The organism is Pseudomonas sp. HP_14, from assembly GCF_055283875.1.
Window position 1 is genome coordinate 75,369 of record NZ_JBTOQI010000044.1, and the last position, 25,725, is coordinate 101,093.

16 protein-coding genes and 1 pseudogene are annotated in these 25,725 nt (G+C 54.8%); 9 read left to right on the forward strand and 8 right to left on the reverse strand.

Going from position 1 to position 25,725, the window contains the following annotated elements:
- Nucleotides 1-8: 8 nt before the first annotated feature.
- Both ACYASS_RS23450 and ACYASS_RS23455 read right to left on the reverse strand, forming a co-directional pair.
- A complete protein-coding gene (locus ACYASS_RS23450) occupies nucleotides 9-836 on the reverse strand; it encodes an NAD-dependent epimerase/dehydratase family protein (RefSeq protein ID WP_463587890.1) in 828 nt (275 codons plus the stop codon).
- A 225-nt stretch (nucleotides 837-1,061) separates the two neighbouring features.
- Nucleotides 1,062-2,330 (reverse strand): OprD family porin, encoded by a 1,269-nt coding sequence (locus ACYASS_RS23455; protein ID WP_463587891.1) that lies wholly within the window; start codon nucleotides 2,328-2,330, stop codon nucleotides 1,062-1,064.
- Between the two features lie 611 nt (nucleotides 2,331-2,941).
- Here ACYASS_RS23455 and ACYASS_RS23460 point away from each other — a divergent pair.
- The gene (locus ACYASS_RS23460) at nucleotides 2,942-3,400 is read left to right on the forward strand and encodes a metallophosphoesterase family protein (protein WP_463587892.1); all 459 of its coding nucleotides are present in this window, start codon (nucleotides 2,942-2,944) and stop codon (nucleotides 3,398-3,400) included.
- A gap of 133 nt (nucleotides 3,401-3,533) precedes the next feature.
- Here ACYASS_RS23460 and ACYASS_RS23465 read toward each other — a convergent pair whose 3' ends face one another.
- Nucleotides 3,534-4,325, reverse strand: coding sequence for a substrate-binding domain-containing protein (locus ACYASS_RS23465; protein ID WP_243247132.1), 792 nt, complete (start codon nucleotides 4,323-4,325; stop codon nucleotides 3,534-3,536).
- Between the two features lie 315 nt (nucleotides 4,326-4,640).
- On the opposite strand from ACYASS_RS23465, the gene ACYASS_RS23470 reads away from it, so the two are divergent.
- The 4 genes from ACYASS_RS23470 to ACYASS_RS23485 are packed head-to-tail and all read left to right on the forward strand — an operon-like array spanning nucleotide 4,641 to nucleotide 12,443.
- On the forward strand, nucleotides 4,641-5,732 hold the full coding sequence (locus ACYASS_RS23470; RefSeq protein WP_463587893.1) for a glycosyltransferase family 2 protein: 1,092 nt from the start codon (nucleotides 4,641-4,643) through the stop codon (nucleotides 5,730-5,732).
- A gap of 46 nt (nucleotides 5,733-5,778) precedes the next feature.
- The gene (locus ACYASS_RS23475; protein ID WP_463587894.1) at nucleotides 5,779-6,606 is read left to right on the forward strand and encodes an ABC transporter permease; all 828 of its coding nucleotides are present in this window, start codon (nucleotides 5,779-5,781) and stop codon (nucleotides 6,604-6,606) included.
- Complete coding sequence (locus ACYASS_RS23480) at nucleotides 6,596-7,990, forward strand: ABC transporter ATP-binding protein (protein ID WP_463587895.1); 1,395 nt, start codon at nucleotides 6,596-6,598, stop codon at nucleotides 7,988-7,990. The genes ACYASS_RS23475 and ACYASS_RS23480 overlap by 11 nt, the downstream gene beginning before the upstream one ends.
- A complete protein-coding gene (locus tag ACYASS_RS23485) occupies nucleotides 7,956-12,443 on the forward strand; it encodes a glycosyltransferase (protein WP_463587896.1) in 4,488 nt (1,495 codons plus the stop codon). The genes ACYASS_RS23480 and ACYASS_RS23485 overlap by 35 nt, the downstream gene beginning before the upstream one ends.
- Before the next feature lie 3 nt (nucleotides 12,444-12,446).
- Here the strand turns inward: ACYASS_RS23485 and ACYASS_RS23490 are convergent, their stop codons facing one another.
- Complete coding sequence (locus ACYASS_RS23490) at nucleotides 12,447-15,053, reverse strand: DUF7657 domain-containing protein (RefSeq protein WP_463587897.1); 2,607 nt, start codon at nucleotides 15,051-15,053, stop codon at nucleotides 12,447-12,449.
- 250 nt (nucleotides 15,054-15,303) lie between these two features.
- On the opposite strand from ACYASS_RS23490, the gene ACYASS_RS23495 reads away from it, so the two are divergent.
- The 3 genes from ACYASS_RS23495 (at nucleotide 15,304) to ACYASS_RS23505 (ending at nucleotide 17,858) form a co-directional block, all read left to right on the forward strand.
- Nucleotides 15,304-16,161 carry a class I SAM-dependent methyltransferase gene (locus ACYASS_RS23495; protein ID WP_463587898.1) on the forward strand — a complete coding sequence of 286 codons (858 nt, stop codon included), beginning with the start codon at nucleotides 15,304-15,306 and terminating at the stop codon, nucleotides 16,159-16,161.
- Nucleotides 16,162-16,246: 85 nt separating this feature from the next.
- A complete protein-coding gene (locus ACYASS_RS23500) occupies nucleotides 16,247-16,612 on the forward strand; it encodes a GtrA family protein (RefSeq protein WP_463587899.1) in 366 nt (121 codons plus the stop codon).
- A gap of 208 nt (nucleotides 16,613-16,820) precedes the next feature.
- Nucleotides 16,821-17,858: a glycosyltransferase family 2 protein gene (locus tag ACYASS_RS23505; RefSeq protein WP_463587900.1), complete on the forward strand. Its 1,038-nt coding sequence runs from the start codon at nucleotides 16,821-16,823 to the stop codon at nucleotides 17,856-17,858.
- A gap of 18 nt (nucleotides 17,859-17,876) precedes the next feature.
- Here ACYASS_RS23505 and ACYASS_RS23510 read toward each other — a convergent pair whose 3' ends face one another.
- From ACYASS_RS23510 to ACYASS_RS23525, 4 genes and pseudogenes are all read right to left on the reverse strand, one after another.
- Complete coding sequence (locus ACYASS_RS23510; protein ID WP_463587998.1) at nucleotides 17,877-18,740, reverse strand: methyl-accepting chemotaxis protein; 864 nt, start codon at nucleotides 18,738-18,740, stop codon at nucleotides 17,877-17,879.
- A pseudogene (locus tag ACYASS_RS23515) lies at nucleotides 18,732-19,796 on the reverse strand (methyl-accepting chemotaxis protein); the annotation flags it as partial. The gene ACYASS_RS23510 and the pseudogene ACYASS_RS23515, both read right to left, overlap by 9 nt.
- A gap of 271 nt (nucleotides 19,797-20,067) precedes the next feature.
- Complete coding sequence (locus tag ACYASS_RS23520) at nucleotides 20,068-21,957, reverse strand: HAMP domain-containing methyl-accepting chemotaxis protein (RefSeq protein WP_463587999.1); 1,890 nt, start codon at nucleotides 21,955-21,957, stop codon at nucleotides 20,068-20,070.
- A 404-nt stretch (nucleotides 21,958-22,361) separates the two neighbouring features.
- Complete coding sequence (locus tag ACYASS_RS23525; RefSeq protein ID WP_463587901.1) at nucleotides 22,362-22,823, reverse strand: hypothetical protein; 462 nt, start codon at nucleotides 22,821-22,823, stop codon at nucleotides 22,362-22,364.
- Nucleotides 22,824-23,023: 200 nt separating this feature from the next.
- Between ACYASS_RS23525 and ACYASS_RS23530 the strand changes: the two genes are divergently transcribed.
- Entirely contained in the window at nucleotides 23,024-25,654 is a 2,631-nt protein-coding gene (locus ACYASS_RS23530; RefSeq protein ID WP_463587902.1) for a bifunctional diguanylate cyclase/phosphodiesterase, read from the forward strand.
- The last annotated feature ends 71 nt before the right edge of the window (nucleotides 25,655-25,725 follow it).

Genomic DNA, 25,725 nt, shown 5'->3' on the forward strand with positions numbered 1-25,725 from the left:
ATCGCTGTTCAGTTGTCGCCAAAAGGACCTGATGCGACGAATGCGCCGCCTTGATAAACCATGGCCGGGTCGTCTGCGGCTGGCATCGGTTGCGCTTCGACCTTGTCGCGAAACTGCTCCGAGCTGTCCTTCGGGTGGTAGCCAAGGTGTGCTGCGTAACGGTTGTCCCACCAGACATCGCGGTTGGCGGAAGCGCCGTAAACGATGGTGTGGCCGACATTCGGCGCATACAGCGAGCGCTCGATCAGTTGCGTCAAATCGTCGAAGCTTAGCCAGGTGCTCATCATTCGACGGTTTTGTGGTTCGGGGAATGATGAGCCGATACGGATGCTCACGGTTTCGATGCCGTAACGATCAAAATAGAAGCTGGCCATGTCCTCGCCGTAGGATTTGGACAGGCCGTAATAGCTGTCCGGACGGCGCGGGGAGAGCGCATCAATGGTTTCATCCTGCTTGTAGAAGCCGATGACGTGGTTGGAGCTGGCGAAAATAATACGCTTCACGCCATGACGACGGGCGGCCTCATAGATATGGAAGACACCGCTGATATTCGCACCGAGGATTTCTTCGAACGGACGCTCTACCGAAACGCCACCAAAGTGCAGAATTGCGTCTACACCTTCAACCAGTTGGTGAACGGCTTGTTTGTCAGAGAGATCGCACAGTTGCACTTCTTCGCTGGCATCAATGGCGGGAGCCATTTCGCTGATGTCTGAGAGGCGCAGGACCTTGGCGTAAGGACGCAGGCTTTGCCGAAGAACTTTGCCCAAACCGCCTGCCGCGCCTGTCAGTAGCAGACGATTGAAGGGATTTTGGGCGGTATGAGTCGTTGTCATGAGAGTCCCTTGCAATTCTTATTAGTTGTCATCTGTTGTCGTATGACTTCCGGTGATTATTTGCAGTCGTGTATGGCTTTGTCAACGCGACTTAGGTCGAAATTGTCTGCTGGGTTCGGCGTGGGCTTTTCGTAGGAGCGGCTTTAGCCGCGAGAGTATTTTTCCATTCACCTCTAGAAAAAGCCTCCCGGCTAAAGCCGGTCCTACAGGGCCTTCATTCAGGCATTAAAGCAACGAAAGCGGGTAGCTGATGAAGATCCGGTTTTCGTCGAACTCGTTGGTGCTGAAGTCGCGACGAATGGAGGAGTTGCGCCACCGGAAGTTCAGGCTCTTGAACGTGCCACTCTGGACGGTGTACGCCAGCTCCGATTCACGGCCCCATTCCTTGCCGTCGGTGATAGCGCCAGTGTGCACATTGTCACCGCTGATGTAGCGGTTCATCAGTGTCAGGCCCGGCACGCCGAGGATTGCGAAGTCCAGGTCGTGACGCAACTGCCAGGATTTCTCCTTGGCGTTGTCATAACTGGCGTTGTAGCTATCGTTCGCCAGGGTGCCGCCGCTGGTGCCGTTGACACGGAACCAGCCGTCATCGCCACTGACTTTCTGCAGGCCGACATACAGCGTGTTGCCTTTGTATTTGGCTGAGAGCAAAGCGTAGGCGGTTTTGTTATCCAGATCGCCAGCCAGTTTGTTGCCGTCTTCTTCACCCCAGAAGTAACCCAGGTTGGCGCCGAGCGTTACGTCGCCAATCGGTTGGCTGTGCAGGACGTTGATGAATTTCTGGTTGTAGATGTCTTCCAGTTGGGCGTACCACAACCCGATCTGGGTGCGCTTTTCATTGAAGGCGTATTCACCACCGCCAAAGTTGAAGCGATCAGACTGGAAAGCGCCCCGACCGTTGAGCGACATGTCTTCCATGCTCGCGTCGTTACGTGGGCTGTTACCGCGGAACTGACCGCCATACAGGGTCAGACCGGCCAATTCTTTCGACGTGATCTGGCCGCCACGGAACGTCTGCGGCAGCGAGCGGCCGTCGTCCGAACGCAGGATCGGCAGCACTGGCATCCACTCGCCGATCTTCAATTCAGTATTGGAAACCTTGGCCTTGGCAGCGACGCCCAAGCGTCCAAAATCATCCGCCGGGCGACCATCGCTATGGATGGGCAGCAGTTGTGTGCCGCCAGTGCCCTTGCCGCCATCAAGCTTCACCGAATACATGCCCAATACATCAACCCCGAACCCGACCACGCCTTGGGTGTAACCGGATTTGGCATCCAGAATGAAACTCTGCGTCCACTCCTCGGCCTTGCCCTGCGGGGCTGCGCTGTTGGGGTAGGACGGGTTGGTGAAGTTACGGTTGAAGTAGGCGTTACGGAAAGTCAGTGTGGCTTTGCTGTCGTCTACGAAACCTTCGGCCATGCCCATTAACGAGAAAGTCAGGCCCATCGTGCCCAGCCCTAGAAGGACCAGCGAACGTTTCTTTTGAGATGTCATTATTGTTGTGCTCCCATTTTTTTGACAAAGCAGTCCTCCAGCGGCCGTTGATCGGCCTGTACGATGGAAGAATGCAAGGCGCCCCCATGCCGGGGCTTAAGACCTGAACCGCAATGCGGACGAGCCTTTACTTCGAAACGGAAAAACCGTTAGCGAATTCGATGAAAAGAGGATTTATCCCGGGCTTGATCGGGAGCGCGAATACAAGCTCTTACAGGACACGAGGTGTGCTGGTTGCTAAAGCGCGGACATTGCGGGGTTCGAACGAGGTTCGTCATACGTGTGCTTCCCTGATTATTGTTATTTTTGTTATCTGTCGTCGTACAACTTTTGGCGATATTTGCAGTCTGCTTTGGCTTTGTCAATAAGCCTTTCGGACGGGTTTGAGGAATGTCAGGACGTTGTCGATGAGTGGCTCGCAGAAGGGCAGAGGACCGTCTTTCGCCACGCGTCTCTCGGCGCATTGGCCATTCAATCCCCAACATAATTTCACAGACGAAACGCGCTTCCCCTGTGGGAGCCGAGCTTGCTCGCGATGCAGGCGCTTCGATTTAGCGAGCAACTCGCATTGATCCTGTCGCGGGCATGTTTATCAACCTGGAGCCATCATCATGAAAATAGGCCTGATATCCGACACCCATGGCCTGTTGCGCCCTCAAGCCCTGGACGCGCTCCAGGGCTGCGAGCACCTGATTCATGCGGGTGATATCGGCAAGCCCGCTATCCTCGATACCTTGCGTGAGCTCGCGCCGCTGACCGCTGTGCGTGGCAACAATGACGAGGACGCCACCTGGGCCAGCGATGTGCCCTATTCAGAGGTACTGCATGTGGAGGGCGTAGGCATTTACGTGACCCACATTCTGGCTGATGTACCGCAACCACTGCCCGATGATGTTCAGGTCGTCGTCGTGGGTCACTCCCATAAACCGCTGATCGAGCAACGCGACGGCGTACTTTTCATCAACCCGGGCAGCGCCGGGCCACGGCGTTTCAAATTGCCGATTTCGGTTGCCTTGCTGCACATTGATGAGCAAGGCGTAAGGGCTGAGCTGATTGAATTGGCTGTGTGAAGCTGGAATACATCCTGTAGGAGCTGCCGAAGGCTGCGAAGCTTTTATCCTGACACACCGCGATCGCAGCCTTCGGCAGCTTTTACAGGTCAATGTTAGCCGCGGGCTGGGCGGTGACATGGATCATGAGCGGCTATTTGGCCACCGGATCCAGGCCGCTTTTTTTGATCGCATCGGCTGCGGCCACTGAACCCAGATACTCCAGCAGTTGCCGGGCTTGCTCTGGATGCGTGCTGCGCGAAGATACGGCGCCGGAATAAAGCGTCATTTGCTGGGCCTGATCTGGAATCAAACCGATGATGTCGATCCCTTCAACCGGCTTGAGCTCGCTCAGTTGCTGAAAACCGATCTGTGCTTCGCCACGGGCTACAACCTCACCGACCGGCGTCGCAGGGATCATGCGGCTTTTGCTCTGCATCAGATCCCCTATATGCATCTGATTGAACAGCACCCGCGACAGGTAAACGCCGCTGGCGCTGTCTGAATAGGCGACGGACGTAGCATCAAGCAAGGTCTTTTTGAACGCTTCCATGGTGCTGATATCGGGTTTGGGCGCGCCGTGCTGCACAGCCATGGCAATGTAGGATTTACCCAGATCGACGCGACTCTTGGGGTCTATCTGACCATTTTTGATGAGCTTATCCAGCGCCGAACTTACCATCAGGACCACATCGGCAGGTTCATTGCGGGCCAGCCGATTGGGGATCGCTTGCGGTGTGGCGCCCATCGACGGTGCAGCCTCGGCCACCAGGCGCACGCCGGTACGCTGCTCATAGTCGCCGCTGATTGCATTGAGCGCGCCCATGATGCCACCGGAGCTGAGAACGATCAGGGAGACGGGTTTGGCGGGTGTCGCGGCGCTGACGAAGGCCGCAGGAGAGATGAAGAGGACGGCGCCAAAGAAGCATGAAAGAATTTTTTGCATGTGGAGATAGACCTTGCAGTGTAAGAAACCCGACGATTATGTGGCAAAGCCGACAACATTGCGCGGCTATCGAACAGCCGATTTTCGAACGAAAGACATTTTCACAGCAGGGTGAAGTTAACTAACGGATACAGTTTTTGTTTCAAGTTTGTAACACCTGTAGGAAATTGCATATTTCGTGCTCTCGGTTTTATTCATGATTTCAAAGGCCTGTGAAACAAACGACCATTCATCGCCCCGGCAGACTTAAATCTCTTTTGACTGCCACACTGGTTTACACAATTAGGCACTCTCCTTTACCTAGGTAATCCGACAATGATCAACGATCATTTGACCGGAACCTCGTGCTGTATTCATGGCCGTTCGCGTGTAGATGAAAGTTCTGAGTGTTCCCTGAATAAAATAGGTGCGTCTGAAACTTGCGCGGCGGTAGCGTTGGCGTCAATAACCCATCGCGATCACGCCGTTGTTGAACCCTGGCCTATTAGTGTTTCAGTCTTGATACTGATGTGTACTTATAATGGGCAGTCGTTTTTAGAAAAACAGTTGCAGTCGATCAAAGATCAAACCTGTCACGACTGGCACGTTGCTGTTTCAGATGACGGGTCAGAGGACGCAACGGTCAATATTATAAACCGCTACCGGTACCTGTGGGGTGAAGATAAAGTCAGCCTGTGGCGCGGGCCTGAGCGAGGCTTTGCCCGTAACTTTATTTCAACCATCTGTAATAAAAACCTGTCCGCAAGTTATTACGCCTGGTGCGATCAGGATGATGTATGGGATGTGCATAAGTTACAGGCTGCGCTGACGTGGTTGAACAGTGTTCCCGAGGAGGTCCCTGCGTTGTATTTCGGTCGCACGGAGTTAGTTGATCAGCGCGGGGACGCATTGGGTTATTCGCCGTTGTTTCGGCGTCCACCTTCGTTCGCCAACGCATTGGTTCAGAACATCGGCGGCGGTAATACCATGGTGTTGAATCATGCCGCGCGTTTACTCCTGGAAGAAGCCGGGCAACATCTGGACATCGTCTCCCATGACTGGTGGGCGTATTTGTTGATCACCGGTGTGGGTGGCAACGTTTTCTACGATGCCACACCTTATGTTCATTACCGGCAGCACGGCGCCAATCTGGTCGGTTCGAACTCCGGCTGGTCAGCCCGAGTGGTTCGGATACGCATGTTGTTTCAAGGCCGTTTCCGGCACTGGAATGCGGCCAATATTGCAGGTCTGGAAACGATCCAGCATCGCCTTACGCACGAAAATCGACTCATTCTGGAAAAATTCAAAGCGCTGCGTGGTCAGCATTTCCTCGGTCGGCTACTTGGCCTGCGCCGCTCCGGAGTCTATCGCCAGACGGTGCTCGGTAATCTTGGCTTGCTGTTTGCCAGTGTGATTAACGAAATCTGACAGGCGTGGCTTCACGCATCATTTCAATAAGGAGCTTCCTATTAACGTGACCCCCCATCTAACGCCTGGGGCCGACCCCCTGAGTCTTATTCGCAGCCTATGGCAGTATCGTCAACTTATCGCTGTCATGACCAAACGAGAAGTCATTGGCCGTTATCGAGGCTCGATAATGGGCCTGGCCTGGTCTTTCTTTAACCCCGTCCTGATGCTTGCTGTTTACACGTTTGTTTTCTCGGAAATCTTTCAAGCGCGTTGGGTCGGTCAAGAGACCGGAAAAGGTGGTTTTGCAATTCTTCTCTTCGTAGGGATGATTGTGCATGGCCTGTTTTCCGAGTGTGCCAACCGTTCGCCCGCCCTCATCATTTCAAACAGCAACTATGTCAAGAAAGTCGTTTTTCCGCTGGAAATCCTGACCGTAGTCACATTGGGGTCCGCCCTGTTTCATACCCTTGTCAGCCTGGTGGTCTTATTGGCTGCTCAGTTTTTATTGACTCAGCAGTTGCAAGTCAGTGCCCTGTTTTTTCCGTTGATATTACTGCCTTTGGTGATCGCGACATCAGGCGTCAGTTGGGGCCTGTCCGCCCTGGGTGTTTATCTGCGCGATGTGGGACAGGTGATTGTGGTGCTCACCACCGTATTACTGTTTTTATCACCGGTACTGTATCCCGTGGCGGCATTGCCAGCAGCCTATCAGCCCTGGCTGAAACTCAATCCGCTGACGTACATCATTGAGGAAAGTCGCAATGTATTACTGCTCGGAAAATTCCCGCAATGGGACAGTCTGGCGACAGCCATGTTGATCGCGTTGGCGATTGCCTCAGCCGGGTTCTGGTTTTTTCAGAAAACCCGCAAGGGGTTTGCCGATGTCATCTGAAGAAAATGTCATCAGCGTACGTGACATTTCCAAATGCTTTCATACCTACGAAAAACCTTTTGACCGGCTCAAGCACTCCATCATCCCCCGCCTGCAACGCAAACTCGGATCCCCTGTAACGTCCTATGGCAGAGAATTCTGGGCACTGCGCAACATTGATTTTGACGTTCGCCGCGGTGAAACCGTGGGCATCGTTGGGCGCAATGGCTCAGGCAAGTCCACGTTGCTGCAGATTATCTGTGGGACTTTGACGCCTTCGGCTGGGGTTATACAGACCCATGGTCGGGTCGCGGCGCTGCTTGAGTTGGGCTCCGGCTTCAATCCGGAGTTCACCGGGCGGGAAAATGTCTATCTGAATGCTGCGGTGCTTGGTCTGGATCGTGACGAGGTCGATCAACGTTTTGATGCCATTGCCAGCTTTGCGGATATTGGTGAGTTCATCGATCAGCCGGTCAAGGCGTATTCCAGTGGCATGGTGGTTCGTCTTGCGTTCGCGGTACAGGCTCAGGTAGATCCCGACATTCTGGTCGTGGACGAAGCGCTTTCAGTAGGCGACGCACGATTCCAGGCCAAATGCTTCGAGCGGTTGCGGCAGTTGAAAAACAATGGCACCAGTATCCTGCTGGTGACTCATGCCAGCGAACAGGTGGTCACTCACTGCGACCGTGCCGTTCTACTGGAGCAAGGGAGGGTCGAGATGCTCGGGCCCGCGAGGCCGGTGATCAACCGTTATCTGGATATTCTTTTTGGTCGGGACACGCCTGCCGAACGCATGCAGGCGCGGTCAGAGAAACTATCGGCTGTAGCCAGCCTTGATACTTCCCGGGCGGGTACAACACCGCAGTTACTATTCGATCAAGGCGCTTACGCCAGTCGTGCCGGGTTCAACGCTCATGAGTATCGATGGGGCAATGGCGCTGCCAGCGTGCTGGACTTTCACCTTGTCGCCGATGGTCGCTGCTTTCCTGCCGTCATCGAACCCGGTGCTGAAGTGGTTCTGCATCTGGCCATCCGCTTCCACCGAATGGTCATCAACCCGATCCTTGGCTTCACGATAAAAACCAAAGAAGGAGTGACCGTTTACGGCACCAACTCCTTGTTGCTCTCCTGTGCCGCGACTCAACGACTCGGCGCAGCCGACTCCGATGCCATTGCCTGCCTGCAGTTCACCAACCGACTTGCCAGTGGTGACTACTTCATCTCCATCGGTGTTGCCTCTAGGGAAGGTGAGGACGTCGTTCCCCATGATCGTCGTTACGACTCCATTCATTTCGTCGTGCCATCAACCCCGCAAGCGCTTGGCCTTATAGATCTGGCCGTCACTATGGATATCGATCAGGTGCCTGAACATGATCAAGCTACAAGAGAAGGGATACCGCTTTAACTCCGAGACCGGCATATGGGTGCGCGACGATTATCAGGGGCTTTCTTACAGCGATGGTGATGAAAGCGAAGAGCGGATAGCGCGGATTATCCGAGAGGCTGAAGATTTGTCAGTCCTGTCCAGGGAGTTGACTAATCAAAGCGTTGGTTGGGCGTCGATTTATCATCTGGACAGTGCCAGGGCCAATATCCTGCGCCCGTTCGAGGGCTACCTTTGCGGGCGGACGCTGGAGGTCGGCGCTGGTTGTGGTGCCATCAGCCGTTATCTGGGGGAGTGCGGTGGTTCCGTCCTGAGCCTGGAAGGCAGTGTGCGCCGAGCTCATATAACGGCGAGCCGTACGCGGGACCTGGATAATGTCGTAGTGGTCGCCGAACGTTTTGAAGAGTTTGATACCGACGAGCGTTTCAACGTCGTGACGCTTATAGGCGTGCTGGAATATGCCGGTGTCTTTAGCCAGGACAAGGACGCAGCACTTCGGATGCTCAAGCGTGCGCGTCAGCTGTTATTGCCCGACGGCAAGCTGTTCATCGCCATTGAAAATCAGTTGGGGCTGAAGTATTTCGCCGGGGCCCCCGAAGACCATATCGGATTACCTATGTATGGGATCGAGGGGCGTTACACCAAAGGAAAACCACAAACGTTCGGTCGAAAAGAACTGGACGCCCTTATCAAGGCGGCAGGTTTTCAGCAGTCAGAGTTCCTGTACCCGGCTCCGGATTACAAATTGCCCCACTCGATCATCACTGAGCGGGGGTTCAATACGGACTCATTCGATGCGGCAGCCCTGGCCTGGCAAAGCGCCAAAAGAGACCTGCAATTACCGAAGGAAACTACGTTCAATCTTGAGCGTACCTGGCCTGTGGTGATCTCCAATGGTCTCGGTGCTGAGCTGGCAAACTCGTTTCTGGTCGCCGCGTCATGTGCTGCTGAAACCTGTGTGGTGGCGAATATTCTGGCGTATCACTACAACACTGGTCGTATCCCGGTGTTCTGTAAGTCGTCACGGTTTATCAAAACCCCGACAGGTATTGAAGTTCAGCATGAGCGGCTGTTTAAAGGCCCGGGGAATCAACCCGAAAGTCATTTTCAACATATCCTCACAGACGTCGACTCCTACGTCTGTGGCGCTCCTCTAAGCCAGCGTTTCGTCAATATTGCGACCACGCCGGACTGGATGACCCAGGATTTTGGGGTGTTTATCCGGGAGTATCTGGAGCACCTGCGAGCCCTGCTTTCAGTCCACGAGTGCAGCCTTGAGCTCAAGCGTATCGATGAGCAGTTGCCAGGTATTTTTGTCGATGCTGTGCCGCAGAACATCTTGGTCAAATCCGACGGTACTCCGCTGTTCATTGATGTCGAATGGGATTTATCGGGAGGTGTGGAACTGGGCTACTTGCTGGTGCGTGGACTCCTCCCGCTCATCACCAGCACCCAGCCCTTTCACCCCAGCATCATGCCGCCCACCCGCAAGCAGTTCATGTTAGAAGCGATTGACTCGGCAGGTCTGGTCATTACCGAGGAGGATATCAATCGCTACGTTGCGCTTGAGGCGTTGTTTCAGGGCCTGGTCACCGGGCGTTCGGCCAGTGAGTTCCTCGATTGGAAACCCGATGAGCCAATCAATCAGAAGGTGGTGCCTGCTGCAGTGCCTTTGCAAGCCAAGCTTTACTACAGCAACGGCGATGGCGAATTCAAGGAGTATGCGTGCATCACTCACGAATTGATTCCCGGCCATCAACAGTTGTGTTTTTCTTTTGCCTCGATGCCAGCCCGTCCCCAGCGATTAAGGCTCGACCCGGTCGACCAGAAGGTCTCGTTCGCACTGGATAATGTGCGCCTGCTCAGGGGGGGCAACGAAGTCTGGGCGTGGGACCGTGATGTCCAGAGTCTGATCGCTACCTCCGGGTTGATGAGGGTCGACAAGTCCGGTACGCCTGTCTTTTTCTTGAGTCTGGATGACGATCCTTATCTGGAGTTACCGGTTGACCTGTCTTTCATTGATGGGGTTGAGCATCTCAGCCTGCACCTTGACCTGGTGCTTTACACCGACGAGGTCATGGCGAGGCTGGTCAGCGTTGAGCTTAATAGCGTCAGCCAGTATCAGCAGGCGTTCCAGAGTTCGCTTGCACCGCTGGCTGAGCAAATTCAGGCGCTGAGCCGCAGTGTGGGAAATCTGGACAGGGTCACTCATGGCCTTGCTGAAAGTGTGATCGAGTCCGAGAAGGATACGATCGGCATGGTTGAGCGATTGCTGGTTGATCATCGCCAGATACTGACGCGGCAAATGGGAGAGCTGGACAGAGTCACTCACTCGCTGGCCGAAAGCGTCATCGAGACCGAGCATGAAACGATTGAGACCATCGAGCGCCTTTTGAGTGATCAGAGCCACGTTGCTAACGAACGAGGCGTACAGATAGAGCGACTAAAACAAGAGTTGCGCAGCCAGCAAATCGACAAAGACACCCACATCCATCATTTGAACCTGCATGTTATTGCGCTGGAGTCGTCATACAGTCGCAGGCTCTCCGCGCCCGTGCGTAAATCGCTAAGTGCCATCCGGCGCGTCAAGCGTATCTCGACGTTGGTCCCCTCAATGGTCCAGCGTGGCGGCGGACTCACGGAAACCATGGCCAGGGTTATTCGCGTTCTCAGGCAGCACGGCGTAAAGGGGCTCGTCGACCGGGTACGCTGGTTCAGCGGCACCGATCATGGTCAGAACGAAGACCTGTTGGCTCCCGAAGTACCCAGCCGCCACGACTATGCGGCATGGATCGAGCGCTATGACACGTTGAGCGTGCAGTCGCGCTGGGAGATAACCGAACATATCCGCACCTGGGAAAAACAACCGCTGATTTCCATCATCATGCCGGTGTTCGATCCGCCTCTGGATCTACTCCGGGCGGCGGTCGATAGCGTGCGATATCAGCTTTATCCCCATTGGGAACTGTGCATTGCCGATGATGCGTCTACTGATCTGGATGTCCGGCAATATCTGGAGCAGCTCCAAAACGATGATCCTCAAATCAAAGTGGTTTTTCGCGAACACAATGGTCACATATGCGCAGCGAGTAATTCGGCGATAGAACTCGCCAGGGGGGATTATCTGGCGCTGATGGACAACGACGATCTGATCGCAGAACACGCCTTGTATTGGGTTGCGCGCGCGGTCGTGGAGAATCCCGAAGTCGGGCTGATCTATTCGGACGAAGACAAGATTGACCTGCTGGGCAAACGCAGCAGCGCTTATTTCAAGCCCGACTGGAACGCTTTTTTGTTTCGCTCGCAGAACATGATTTGCCACTTGGGTGTTTACCGGCGCGATGTTGTTGAGCGTGTCGGAGGTTTTCGCCTGGGGTTCGAAGGTGCGCAGGATTATGACCTGGCCATGCGCTGTGCCGAACAACTCAAGCCCGATCAGATCTTTCACATCCCGAGAGTGCTCTATCACTGGCGCATCCACGAGGGCAGCACGGCACAAGGAGGCGATCAAAAACCCTATGCGGCAGAGGCTGGCCTCAAGGCGCTGAACGAGCATCTGCAACGTCAATCCATGTCAGCTCATGCGGAATTACTGCCTATGGGCATGTATCGGGTTCGTCATCGGCTGCCCGATGTTTCGCCATTGGTGAGCCTGATCATTCCGACGCGTAATGCGCATGTACTGGTCAAACAATGCATCGAGAGCATCCGGCAACTGACAACCTATGAAAACTACGAAATCATTCTCGTGGATAACGGCTCTGACGACGAAGAATCGCTTCGCTATTTCGCCGAGCTCGAAGGCGAGGCTGGTGTACTGGTGATACGCGATGAGCGACCTTTCAATTATTCGGCGCTGAATAATCTCGCGGTGAGCCAGGCGCGTGGCGAATTAGTGGGTTTGATCAACAACGATATAGAGGTCATCAGTCCTCAATGGCTGGAGGAAATGGTCTCGCTTGCGCTGTTACCTGGCGTGGGAGCCGTAGGGGCCCGACTCTGGTATCCAGATGATCGACTTCAGCATGGTGGCGTCATAGTCGGGATTGGCGGGGTCGCTGGACACTCACATAAATGCTTGCCCAGAGGCGAGTACGGCTACTTCTGTCGCGCATCGCTGATTCAGGAAATGTCCGCAGTGACCGCCGCGTGCATGGTCATCAGGAAATCAGTGTTCGAGCAGGTCAAAGGGCTGGACGAGGTTAACCTTAAAGTCGCTTTCAACGATGTCGACTTCTGCCTGCGTCTGCGCGAAGCGGGTTATGTGAATGTGTTTACGCCTTTCGCGGAGCTGTACCACCACGAGTCAGCGACTCGCGGTGCGGAAGACACGCGCCGCAAGAAAAAGCGCTTCAAGCGTGAGATTGATTACATGCTCGCAAGGTGGCCAGAGCTCAAGGTGGATTACGCCTACAACCCCAACCTGACCCTGGACCATGAAGACTTCGGCCTCGCGTGGCCGCCGCGGGTTTAGTTTCTATTTGACTGTGAACCAGCTCCAGCCATTGGCTGTACCGGCAAACGAAAGGCCTTTGTTCTCATCAAGCCTTGATGTGTCGTTGTCGGGCGCCAGGACGACATTGGCGCCCGACAAACGGAAATCGAACGTCGCCAGGTTGAGGGTCACCATGACGATGTCGGGGTGAGGTGTACCTAGTTTGTAGGCCCCTGCCGGGGGTTGTGCTCCGACAAAGGCGAGATGCTGGTAGCGGTTATAAACGTCTCGCTGTTTCCCGTCTGGATCCATTCGGCTCCACAGTGTTTTTTGCGGGAAGTAATTGATTCCGTTGACGACTGATATTCCGGATGCAATCAGGAACATTGCAGGCGTCGTGCTCTCCAGGACCACAACTCTTTTACCTTTCAGGGCGCTGGCTAGCGTGTCGGCAGTCGTGGGTACAGGACGCAGCCGGACTTCGCTGGGGGCGATGCTGATGGGATGAAAGCTCACTGTAGTCGCCAGCGACAGCCCCAGACTGATGAGGACAAAGGGTTTGAATCTGTTGGTTATCAGGAAGTAGCTGAGGGCAGCAGTGATGAGAAGTATCAATATCAACAGGCTGGATGTCATGCCGGACGTCAGGGTGCTGTCCAGCTGTGCGAGGCTGCGGTACACGATATAAATCCAGCCCACGGAGACCGCGACGGCAATGACTTTGACAGTTTGTGTGGCCTCTTGCGGTTGAGATTTTTGGCCCAACAAGAGTCGGGTAAGAATCAGGCTCGCAAGGCCCAATGCCAGATCAGCGCGATAGGGCGCAGAACGCCCCCACAAAGAGTATTTGGCCAGATCAGTCGGGAAACCGACAAACATGTAGTAGAGCAGTACTCCGCATATCGCGGTGAGCGACCATTCCAGTGCCGTCAGCCTGTTCTGTATGGCTCGCAATGCGACCAGGGCCGCCAAGGGCAGTAGCAGGTAATAAAAACTGGAGATTTCGCTTTGATTACTCATGGTGCTGTTGATCAGTTGCAGGGTCGGGATGTTCGTGAAACCTCTAAGCAGCAGTGGAAGTGTTGCCGTACCGCCCACGGTGAGCCGCTGCCCGGGATAGACCGTCTGGGACATTGTCTGCACCGCATCGCTGGCGTCTAACCACCATGCGGCGACGAGGGCGCCCGCTACACCCATCGCAAACAGATAGGTTATGCCTCTTGGAAGCGTTAGCTGCTGGTGGAGCTTTTCACGGATGACTATTCCTATCGTCATGGCAACGAACACGTAGCCGACTGAAACCTGCCAAGGGGGATACAGGATGAACGCAAACCCGGCACTCGCGAGTCCGAGCAAAACGCCCAACGGAATCAGCCTGTAGAGGGAGGAAGTTTTGAGAATCTGCAACGCACTGAGCAATATCAAGCAGGGGAAGAAAACGGTGTAAGCGGGCCAGAAGGACCAGCCAACGACATAAGGTGCGCAGCAGAACAGCGCTGAGAACAGGAAGCCATGCTTCCAGTGCTCGTCAGACAGCCTGTTGAGTACGAACGCCAGTGCCAGGAAGCATCCGACGATTGGAAAACACCAGTTCCATGACAACGCACGCCTCAAATCAAATACAAAAAAGCCCCATGTGGCGGGCTTGGCCAGTGCCGTGACATGAGCGATGGGAACGCTGGTCATGCTGGTGACCATCATGTTCTGGCCATCCTCCCCCACGTTCTTGTTTACAACTGGAAACGGCGGCTCATGGTTGAATTGCGCTATGGCAAAGGGGGTCTGGACCAGCCACTCGTCGCTGCGTATTGGCTGGTCGTTGCCCATGATTCTGATGCTGTCCATTTCGACAAAGGGAGCATTGGCCTGGCCATGGTGTAACGAAGATCCCGTTAATCCCAGACCCACAAAGAGGAATGAAACCAGCAGGACAAATGAACTGAACAGCGCGGGCTCTGATAGGCCCAGCGCGAATCGGTGATTGATCCGCTGAGTGATCACGGTCGATTTAATGAACGCAATGGCCAGGAACAGCACGCTAAAGGCAATGATCAGTTTTATTGGGCGGATAACGCTCTTGTCATTGGCAGGGTCCTGATAAACATAAAGGCTTTGCGCAGTTGCCGAGGGTGTCAGTGTTATCGACTCACCTGACGCAATCCGGGCTATCGCCGTGACTGCGTGTACCCCGGTTTTTATGCCGTCGGGTATTTCGAATGAAACTCTCCATCCTGAATTCAACCACTGAGGCCGCTGGAAGATTTCCGCCACGTCTGGCCGCAAAGGCTTTTCAAATACCCCGGCGTACACCTCTTTGTCATCCAGCCGTATTGCGATCGAGGTGATTTGTCGGCTGGCCTGCTCGGCGGCGGCCCACCCTTGAGCGGTGATGCGATTGTTTTCAAACGTGATCAAGTCGATATGACCTCGACCTGCCACGGGCGATAGTTGTGGCTCGGTTGCCCAAACGGTACTGCAGTTAATACTCAGCAGTAGTGCAATGTTGAACATATAAAACGGTTTGAAAATACTGAGTTCAGCCCTTGCTTCGTGGGCGCGCGCGCGAAAGGCGACTATCAGTCCTTTGATACAGGATGCGGCGTTGATAATGAGGCATGTCGAATAGCGAGGGCGAGAATTTGACGTCATTTATTGGCTGCCTTCTGTTTTAAATGATCAGTGACCAATCCAGAAAAACAGCGCTACTCTGGTGAGCGCAATCTGTGAAGCAGGCGTTGACTATACGATGTGCTTTATTGCTTTAGCAACCGGCGGACATGAACTATCGTGCTAGTCTAAGTCACTGTTATAGCCCTGTAGTGATAGCAAGTGTAACGTCAGCCTTACAATAACGTCGGCGTGCGAGTCATCACGTGATTTCGATAAGGGGGGTAATAGGATGTCGCTCAATAACTGTCCGGTGTGTGAAACACGGTTGAAAGAGTCGTTGTTTAACTGGCATTTTTCCTGCCCGAGTTGCGCCTATGAGCAGTCGAGTCTCTTGCCTGCCATTAATGAAAATAGGGCGCACGACAATATCGACGAGGCGGCAAGAGAAACGGGGCTGCGGGAGCTGCGACTCAGTAATTTCAGAATACTGCTGCAGGCCATCACCGCGTTGAAGCCCGAGGGTGGGCGCTTACTGGATGTGGGGAGTGCACACGGCTGGTTTCTTGAGGCCGCCATGGGTACTTATGACGTATTGGGTGTGGAGCCCGATGAAGCCATCTGTGCCGCCAGTGCTGCGCGTGGTCTCCCTGTCCGGAACGGCTATTTTCCGGATGTTTTACTGGACCTCGAAACATTTGACGTGATTGTATTCAACGATGTTCTGGAACATATTCCGCCGGTTATCGAGATCCTGCGGTCCTGTCATGAACGACTCAATGAAGGTGGTTATCTGGTTGTCAATTTGCCCAGCAGCAATGGCGTGTTTTATCGCGTCGCCCGGGTGTTTTCGCGGTTGGGTTACACGGGGTTCTTTGAGCGGCTTTGGCAAAAAGGCTTGCCTTCACCGCATGTGCATTATTTCAATGAACATAACCTTGCCGCGCTCCTTGAACGCAACGGTTTTGTAATGACCTCTACCGGGCGGCTGCCTGTCGTCAGCCTCACGGGGTTGTATTCCAGAATTTCCTTTGCCGGGAAAATGGGGCGGTTGAGCAAAGTTATTATTTATTGTGCCGTTGCCCTTGCATTGCCGGTTCTAAAGTTACTGCCCAATGACATTGTTTATTTAGTAGCGCGCAAAGCCTGACGGGTTAAAAACGAGGCCTGACTATCGGGCGGTCTTTTCATAAGACCGATTTTTCAACAGGATCCAGGTATGTGTAGCGGGCATTATGGGACGATTTTTTTTGCGGTATGTCGGCGTGGGCATGGTGAATACGGTGATTCACTGCGGTGTATTTGCAGTGCTGTTCTTCTGTGTAGGGGCCAGCCAGGCTGCGAGCAATTTGCTGGCTTTTACAGTAGCCGTAACCTTTAGTTTTTTTGCCAATGCCCGGTTCACGTTCAGCGCCGATGCTACGGCAGTGCGCTATTTCCTGTATGTCGCTTTCATGGGGCTGTTGGCTGGCACTTTTGGCCTGCTGGCCGATATCTGGGCGCTTCCTCCTCTTCTGATGCTGACGCTTTTTGCCTCTTTTAGCCTGGTGTGCGGGTTCATCTATTCCAGATTCATTGTGTTCTCAAAAACGCGGTCATGAGTGCTGCCAGGCTCATGAACGTTATTCGCTTTACAGGCTAATCGGGCTGGCCTGATGTGATTCCCGCTGACACGGCGTTCCTGCATTTCGCCAAAAGATGATGTATCCAAATTCCGGTTGCGCCGTGTTGCGGAGCAGCAGTCAGGTCCGGACTCTTCCAGAAAGCTGGGGCCGTGATGTACCCACAGAGCATCACCAAGGTACACACATGACCCATATCGCAATCGTTCTGCCGGCGTATAACGAAGAGCTTACCGTTGCTGCGACGATCGAAGATTTTTTTCAAGAGCTGCCAGATGCCTCGATCTGGGTGATAAACAATCGCTCGACCGACGCCACTGAGCACATTGCCCGGCAGACCCTGCAGAGGTTGAGGTGCCTGGGTGGAGTGGTCAATGAGCCTCGACCGGGCAAAGGCAATGCCGTCAGGCGCGCGCTTCTGGATATCGATGCTGAAGTCTACGTGCTGGCCGACGCTGACCTGACTTATCCCGCATCTGATGTTCACGCATTGCTCAAGCCCGTGCTGGCTGGCGAAGCCGATATGGTCGTGGGTGACAGGCACAGCCAAGGGCAGTATGCCGTCGAGAACAAGCGCGCATTGCACGGGTTTGGAAACCGTTTGGTACGTGACCTGGTGAACCGGTTATTCGGTGCAAACCTGGCCGATATCATGAGCGGTTACCGGGTTTTCAATCGGCGTTTCGTCAAAAGCTATCCGATACTTGTGGAAGGTTTCGAAATTGAAACTGACATGACGCTCCATGCACTCGACAAGCGTTTTCGTATCGTCGAAATTCCATCGGATTATCGTGACCGCCCCAGCGGGAGCTTTTCGAAGCTCAATACAGTCAAGGATGGGGTGCGGGTCGTGAGTACTATATGGAACATCCTTCGCTATTACCGACCCATGCTTTTCTTTGGCGGTTGCGCATTGATATTCGCGCTGGCGGGCCTGATCGCTGCCGTCCCGGTGATCAACGACTGGATCCGTGAGCAGTACATCTACCATATCCCGCTGGCTATCCTGGCAACGGGACTGGAGCTGGTTGCGGTGGCGATGGCTTCGATCGGGTTAATACTGGATTCAATTTCACAGCAGGATCGAAGGCACTTCGAGCTTGAGTTGTTGCGCATGACTCACCCTGCTCAGGGGCAGGCTGGTTGGAGCTCGCCTGAGAATGGACGGGAAGCCCGACCGGTTACTCAGGAGCGCGCTAACTCACAAAGCACAAAGCATCTGTGAGCGCGCGGCTGATTTAAGTCAAATCCTGAAATGACTCACCATCGTCTGCAACTGATTACCCAGACGCGCCAGCTCAACGCTGGACGCGGCAGTCTCTTCACTGGCCGAAGCGGTCTGCTCGGAGATGTCGCGCACGCTGATGATGCTGCGGCTGATTTCTTCAGCCACAGAGCTTTGCTGCTCGGCAGCGGCGGCGATTTGCTGGTTCATGGACTGAATGCTGGAAACCGTCTGGGTAATGCTGCCTAGCGAGGTCCCGGCTTTGCGGGTCAGGGCGACGCTGCTGTCGGTCAGTTCGCGGCTGCTGAGCATGATGCTCGAGACCTGACGCGTGCCGTTTTGCAGGCCGCTGACCAGGCTTTCGATTTCTTCGGTCGATTGCTGGGTCCGTTGCGCCAGGCCACGGACTTCATCTGCTACGACGGCAAATCCACGACCGGCTTCCCCTGCGCGCGCCGCTTCAATGGCGGCGTTGAGGGCCAGCAGGTTGGTTTGCTCGGCAACCGCTTTGATCACGTCCATGACCTTACCGATCTTGTCGCTTTCCTGTTCCAGCTGAGTCATCGCATCGGCGGAACGCACCACTTCAGAAGCCAGACGCTCGATTTGTGCGATGGCTTCACCGACGACTTTGTCGCCTGCGCGGGCTTCGCTGTCGGCTGCCGAAGCGGCCTGGGATGCTTGCTCTGCGTTGCGGGCAACTTCCTGCACGGTGGCTGACATTTCGTTCATGGCGGTGGCAACCTGGTCAGTTTCGACCTTCTGGCTGTTGACCCCGGCGCTGGTCTGCTCGGTCACTGCGGAAAGCTCTTCGGCAGCGCTGGCGATCTGCGTGACGCCATCACGAATGCCGCCGATCAAGTCGCGCAGCGTGCTGCCCATACGCTGAATACCTTGCTGCAATTCGCCCAGTTCATCGCGGCGGGTTACGACGGCACTGTGTGTAAGATCGCCGGAGGCAATGCGCTCGACTACATTCAGCGTGTCCCGCAGCGGACGGTTGATCTGTTGGGTGATGACGGCTGCCGCAAGTGTGCCCAATACCAGTGCCAGCAGCGTGCAGGTGATTTGCAGAGTGCGTGCCTGACTGGTGTTCTGTTCGCGAGCATTGAGCTGGAAGTCGTACATGGCGTCACTTGCCTGAGTGATCGCGCGCCCTTGTTCAAGGGTTTCTTTCGTGGCGTCCATGACATCCGCATTGGCTGCTGTGAAGCGCTGTACGGCGGCGCGATAGCCGATCAGCGAAGTCTCTAGCTGCTTGAGCTTGTCACCATGTCTGGTTCCAAAGGTCGCGTACAGCTGCTCCATGCCTTTGAGTGCAGTGTCGAGTTGCCGGAACGCGTTGTCTTTGGTGCTCGTCGTCGCGTTACCGGTATAACCGCGGACTTCGTAGCGCACCAGTGCCAGGTTTTCCTTGGCCTTCATGATGTCCTGATAGGCAGCGAAGCGTTCATCACCTGAAGGCATCTGCATCACGTCATCCAGAATCTGACCAATCAGCTCTGCGCCTTTGACGGCATAGACGCCCATCTCTTTGCGTACTGAGGCGTCGGTTTTATAAGCCTCGCGCATCTTGCTCAGCGACTTCTGATAATCAGCGGTCAGGCTGCTGATCTTCTGCAGGCTGCCCAGGTTGGTTGCGCTGGCAAATACCGTGGCAAGACGCTTTTGTTGCGCATCGAACTGATCCAGTGCCGTTTGTGCCACGGCCGCGCTTTTCTCGTCGCCCTTATCCACCACATATTGCAAGCGTGCGGAGTTCACGTCGTCCAGCAGAGCATTGAGCTGGGTGATGTCGACCATTCTGTCGCTGCGTTCAATCAGCTTGCTGACGCTACTCCAGCCTGTGGCTGCAAGCACGGCAGTCAGAATCAGCACTACGCCGAAACCCAGCGCCAGTTTCATTTTGACGCTGATATTTGCAAACCACGTATTCATGACACTCCTTGGAAATCTTGCCAAAGCTGCAGTAAGGGAGCCAGCGATAGAGATGAACGGACGACGCTGATCACTGATCGAGGCGCTAGCCTGAAACAAATTGATATATATGAATGTATGAATACTAAAAATTGTGGCGCTTGGCCATCAATTTTTTGGCGTCATTTTATCTAGGGTGTCGGGACGATCTTGCAAATACGTGCTTCAGAAACGCTCAAGCCCGGCATTTAGCCGGGCTTGAGGTGTATTGCGAGGTGCTGACTGAAAAGGGTCAGACCTTGAAGTGGCTCACCAGCATTTGCAGCTGATTGCCCAGGCGGGCGAGTTCAACGCTGGATGCGGCGGTCTCTTCGCTGGCCGAAGCGGTCTGCTCGGACACATCGCGCACGTTGATGATGCTGCGGCTGATTTCCTCGGCCACTGCGCTTTGCTCTTCCGCTGCGGCCGCGATTTGCTGGTTCATCGCTTGAATGTTGGAAACCGTCAGCGTGATGCTTTCCAGCGATGTACCGGCCTTGCGAGTCAGGGTCACGCTGCTTTCAGTCAGCTCACGGCTGCTGAGCATAATGCTTGAAACCTGACGGGTGCCGTTCTGCAAGCCGGCGACCAGCGCTTCGATTTCTTCGGTGGATTTCTGTGTGCGCTGCGCCAGACCGCGGACTTCGTCAGCGACTACCGCAAAACCGCGACCAGCTTCACCGGCACGCGCAGCTTCGATCGCAGCGTTGAGGGCCAGCAAGTTGGTTTGCTCTGCGACGGCTTTGATCACGTCCATGACCTTGCCGATCTTGTCGCTTTCCTGCTCAAGCTGAGTCATCGCGTCAGTGGAGCGCACGACCTCAGCGGCCAGACGTTCAATCTGCACGATGGCTTCGCCGACAACTTTGTCACCGTTGCGTGCTTCTTTATCGGCTACCGATGCCGCGTGGGACGCTTGCTCGGCATTGCGTGCAACTTCCTGCACCGTGGCCGACATTTCGTGCATGGCGGTTGCCACTTGATCAGTTTCAACTTTCTGACTGTTAACACCCGCGCTGGTCTGCTCGGTGACTGCAGACAGTTCTTCTGCGGCGCTGGCAATCTGCACAACGCTGTCACGGATATTGCCGATCAGATCACGCAGGGTTGTACCCATGCGCTGAATGCCCTGTTGCAGTTCACCCAGTTCGTCGCGACGGGTCACGACCATGGTGTGCGACAAGTCGCCGGAGCCGATGCGCTCGACAACTTCCAGGGTATCTTTCAATGGACGGGTGATCTGACGCGTGATGATCACTGCCGCCAACACGCCCAGCACCAGGGCAAGCAGGGTGCAGATCAATTGCATGTTGCGTGCGTCAGCGCTTTCGCTGTCGCGACGATCCAGCTGGATCTGGTACATGTCATCACTGAGTTTGACGATAGTTGCGCCTTGGGTCGTCATGTTTTTGCGCAGTACCGCGAGGCTGGCAATGGTGGTTTTGAAGCCAATCAAAGAGGTGCGGTACTCGCCCAGCTCGGCTTCCAGCTGCTTGAGACGGTCAGCTTGTACGCCACTGAAAGTCGATTGAGTGGCTTGCAGACCTTTGATCGCGTTCTCGATCTGGTTCAGCGCCTTTTGCTCATTTTCAGGCGTGGTGTTCCCGGTATAACCGCGAGTCTCATAACGCGCGAGCATCAGGTCCTGTTTGACCTTGCTGATGGCTTGATACTGTTCGAAGCGGCGTTCGTCGTCTGCGCCCAGGTTCAATACATCAGCGTAGAGTTGATCGACCAGCGCATTACCTTTGTCGGCATGAACGCCCATTGCATCGCGTGCGCTATTGCTGGCTTTGTAGCCCGCGCGCATTTCGGCGAGGCCTTTTTCATATTCGGCGATTACGGTGCTCAGTTGCTTCAACAGTGCAATGTTTTCCGGGCTCTTGAAGCTTTTCAGCAGTTTTTCCTGCTGAGCCTTGAAGCCATCCAGGGCCACCTGAACGGTCTGAGCCACGGTGTCGTCACCGTCTGCGACCATGTACTGCAAACGCGTCACGCGTAATTTGGTCAACTGGGCATTGAGTTCGGTGATGTCACTCATCCAGTTGCTGCGGTCAATGAGTTTGCTCAGGCTGTTCCAGCCAGTCAGAGCGAGGATGGCAGTAAAAATAAGCACGAGCCCAAAACCGAGGGCGAGCTTCATATTGACGCTGATATTGGCGAACCAGCTGTTCATTGTGTTTCTCCACGAGTTTTTTTGCTTGGAAGATCAATCACAGCCGGAGCGTTATTTTTTTAAGGCAGCGAGATATCTGTACAACACCCTATCGGCAAGGGTTTACGAACCTGAATGGCCGATCGTCAAAAAGTAAGGCACAGTTTCAAGCAGTTGTTTGATCAACAGTTTTTTAATCGCGGAAAGTTTTAAGCAGATATCGGACATCATATTTGTTGAGCTAATTATCACGCAGATAATTGGATCCAATTATCTCTTTCGCAGAGTGTGTTGGTTAGGCGGGCTTTATATATACCCCGATGACCACAAGGCTTTATTGCAGACAAAATTAAGCCCGGCCAAAGCCGGGCTGTTTGAAGAGCAGAATAAAATCAGCTCAGACGATTTGCACCAACGTGGTCAGCACCATCAGCGGCGAGGCGATTTGCACCGACGTGATCAGCACCATCAGAAGTGAGACGGTTAGCACCGACGCGGTCAGCACCGTCAGCAGCGAGACGGTTAGCACCGACGTGATCAGCACCATCAGAAGTGAGACGGTTAGCACCGACGCGGTCAGCACCGTCAGCAGCGAGACGGTTAGCACCGACGTGATCAGCACCATCAGAAGTGAGGCGGTTAGCACCGACACGGTCAGCGCCATCAGCAGCGATGCGGCTTGCACCGACGTTGGTATGAACTGCACCACCTTCAGCCACAACGATGACTGCCGGAGTAGGGTCTATCAGGTTGGTGTCGTTGTTGCCTGGAAGGCTTGGAAGCTGTGGAGAAGCGAAAGCACTTGAAGCCAGTACGGAGAAGGCAAGGCCGAAAATCAGTTTTGAAGTTTTCATGGTAGTTGCTCCAGATCGGGTTAGTTGTTAACTCGGTATGGAGGCAATGCTACGCCGCTGAGATTTATTAAGAAGTCAATGCTATTGGTACCCATCATTGGCCAAATTGATAGTTGGAAATGCCGCTCAAGGAACGGTGATTCAGGTCGATGACGAGGTGCATTCGAATTTCTTTTATCGGCGTACATGGGTAGCTGCATGTGAACGAAGCCCAGGCAACAGCGAGCCGTTATAAGGGCTCCTACAGCACCTTCCTTTTACCTCTTGGGGTGCTGTTCATCGGTGCTGTCCTTTCCTATGGATTGGGCGCATTGGATAACGCACGCTCTCGAGACAGCGAGCGAGATGGCGTGACGTTGCAGCTCAGCAGTCTGGGGACGCGATTGGCGGAGCGCGTTCGATTTGCTTTCAGTGGCACCGAGGGTATCGCGCAGCTCATCAGCATCGACGGCAGTATTTCCCCACAGCATTTCAGGCGCATGGCTCAAAGCGCAATCGAGGCTGTCCCTTACATTCGCCACATCGTCATCGCGCCCGGTGATGTGATTCAGGATACCTACCCCCTGGCAGGCAACGAGGGCATTATCGGGCTGAACTATAGAGCCCGACCGGAGCAGTTCCCCCTGATTGTGAAAGCGCGTCTGTCGGGCGCGGCTTTGCTGGCAGGGCCTGTGACCTTGTATCAGGGCGGCCGGGAACTGATCTACCGCCGTCCTGTTTTCCTGTCTGCCCATGATGAACATGATGCTTACTGGGGCCTCGTTTCTGTGGTTGCCGGTACTGAAGCGTTGCTGAAAGCCGGTGGCCTTGAGGAAGAGCAAGGGCTCAGAGTGGCGCTGCGCGGCCAGGATGGTCGAGGGTCTGCGGGCGGGATGATTTACGGCGATGCAGCGCTTTTTGATGGCGATCCCGTCGTCGTCGAGGTCAGTATTCCCGGTGGCACCTGGCAACTGGCGGCTCAGCCCAAGGCTGGCTGGGCAAAAGTCACCATTATCGACTCCTCGCTTTTTCTTCTGGCTATTTCCACATCGCTGCTGCTGAGCATTTTTATTCTGCAGGCCAGCTTTAATCACCGATTGATTCGTCGACGAAACTCCGAGCTGCGCGATGAAATCGCCGAGCGGGAAAATATTTCGTCTTCGTTGGTACAAAGTGAGGATCGCTTTCGCACTTTGTTCGAACGTTCTCCTGACCCTATCTGGATCAGAGGCCAGGATGGGCGGATTAACCTGGGCAACTCTGCTGGGCTTCGAGCTTTGGGGTTCGAGGGCCCTGCATTCCCGAGCGTTACCGTCGCCGATATTTCACCGCAGTTCCAGCCGGATGGTCAGTCCTCTGCGGACAAAGCTGCAGCCTTGAGGGCCGAGGTCGAGCGTGAGGGTTCATTGCGTTTTGAATGGGACCACAAGCGTGTGGATGGCAGTGTCTTCCCCACCGAGGTGACGCTGTGCACCATGCAGCTTGCACACGAGCAGGTGACGTACGCGATCGTGCGCGATATCACCGCTCGCAAGGAGGCTGAACGGGGGCTTGAGCGTCTGGCTCATTTTGACTCGGTGACCGGCCTGCCTAATCGGGTGCTGTTCCACAAACAGCTGAATCAAGGCATTGAGCAGGCAAAGCGGCAAAACAACTGCATGGCCGTGCTGATGCTGGATCTGGATGGTTTCAAAATGGTCAACGACAGTCTTGGCCACCCCATGGGGGATTTATTGCTGCAACATGCCACTCGCCGTTTTGTCGATGCGGTGAGGTTCGGGGATGTTGTCGCCCGATTGGGGGGCGACGAGTTTGGTTTCATTCTCGACGGGCTTGAGTGCGAGGCGGACGCCGTCCCTGTGGTGGGGAAGATCCTGCGATCGTTACAGGAACCGTTCGATCTGGAGGGCACCGCCGCACTCGTGACCGCCAGTATCGGCGTCACGATGTACCCCGCGAATGGTGCTACCGCCCAGGCGCTGCTGACTCAGGCCGATACGGCGATGTACGCCGCCAAAGAAGGCGGGCGCAATGATTTCTGTTTCTACCAGTCGCATATGACCACGCTGATTCAGGCGCGAGTGGCGCTGGAGGCCGCACTGCGTCAGGCACTTGAACGCAATGAGTTCGAGGTCTGGTATCAATCCAAGCTGGATCTGAAAAGTGGCCGGGTTGAGGGGGCGGAGGCACTGATCAGATGGCGCAGCCCGACGCTTGGGCTGGTGTCGCCTGCCGATTTTATCCCGCTTGCAGAGCGCACCGGGTTGATCGTCTCTATTGGCCAGTGGGTGCTGGAGCACGTGTGCCGTCAGGCCCGGCGCTGGCGCGATAGCGGAGTATTTACCCGGCACGTGGCGATCAACGTCGCAGTGCTGCAAATAGAACGCGGAAATTTTGTCGAAGACGTGCGGTTGGCTTTGCAGCGCCATGACCTGCCGCCTCAGGCGCTCGAGATTGAAGTCACCGAAAGCCTGATCATGAATCGCCAGGAGTTGGCGCACACGGTACTGAGTCAGTTGCGCAGCATGGGGCTGACTGTCGCCGTCGATGATTTCGGCACGGGCTACTCGTCCCTGGCGTATTTGAAAGACTTGCCCATCGACAACCTGAAGATAGATCGCACGTTCGTTTCCGGTCTGCCCCATGACAAAGCCTACGTCGCGATTACCCAGGCGGTTATCGAATTGGGTCATGCACTGGGTTTCACTGTCACCGCCGAAGGTATTGAAACCCCGGAACAACTGGCCTTCCTGCGTAATGCCGGTTGTGACACGGGGCAAGGTTATTTGATCAGCCGACCCATGCCGGTAGACGAATTTGAAGAATGGCTGGGGGTTCCCATCCCGACTTGAAAACGTGATCTATAATCAAATGGCCACCATTCATCGGAAGGTTTTCATAATCCTGTCATCCGGCCGACACG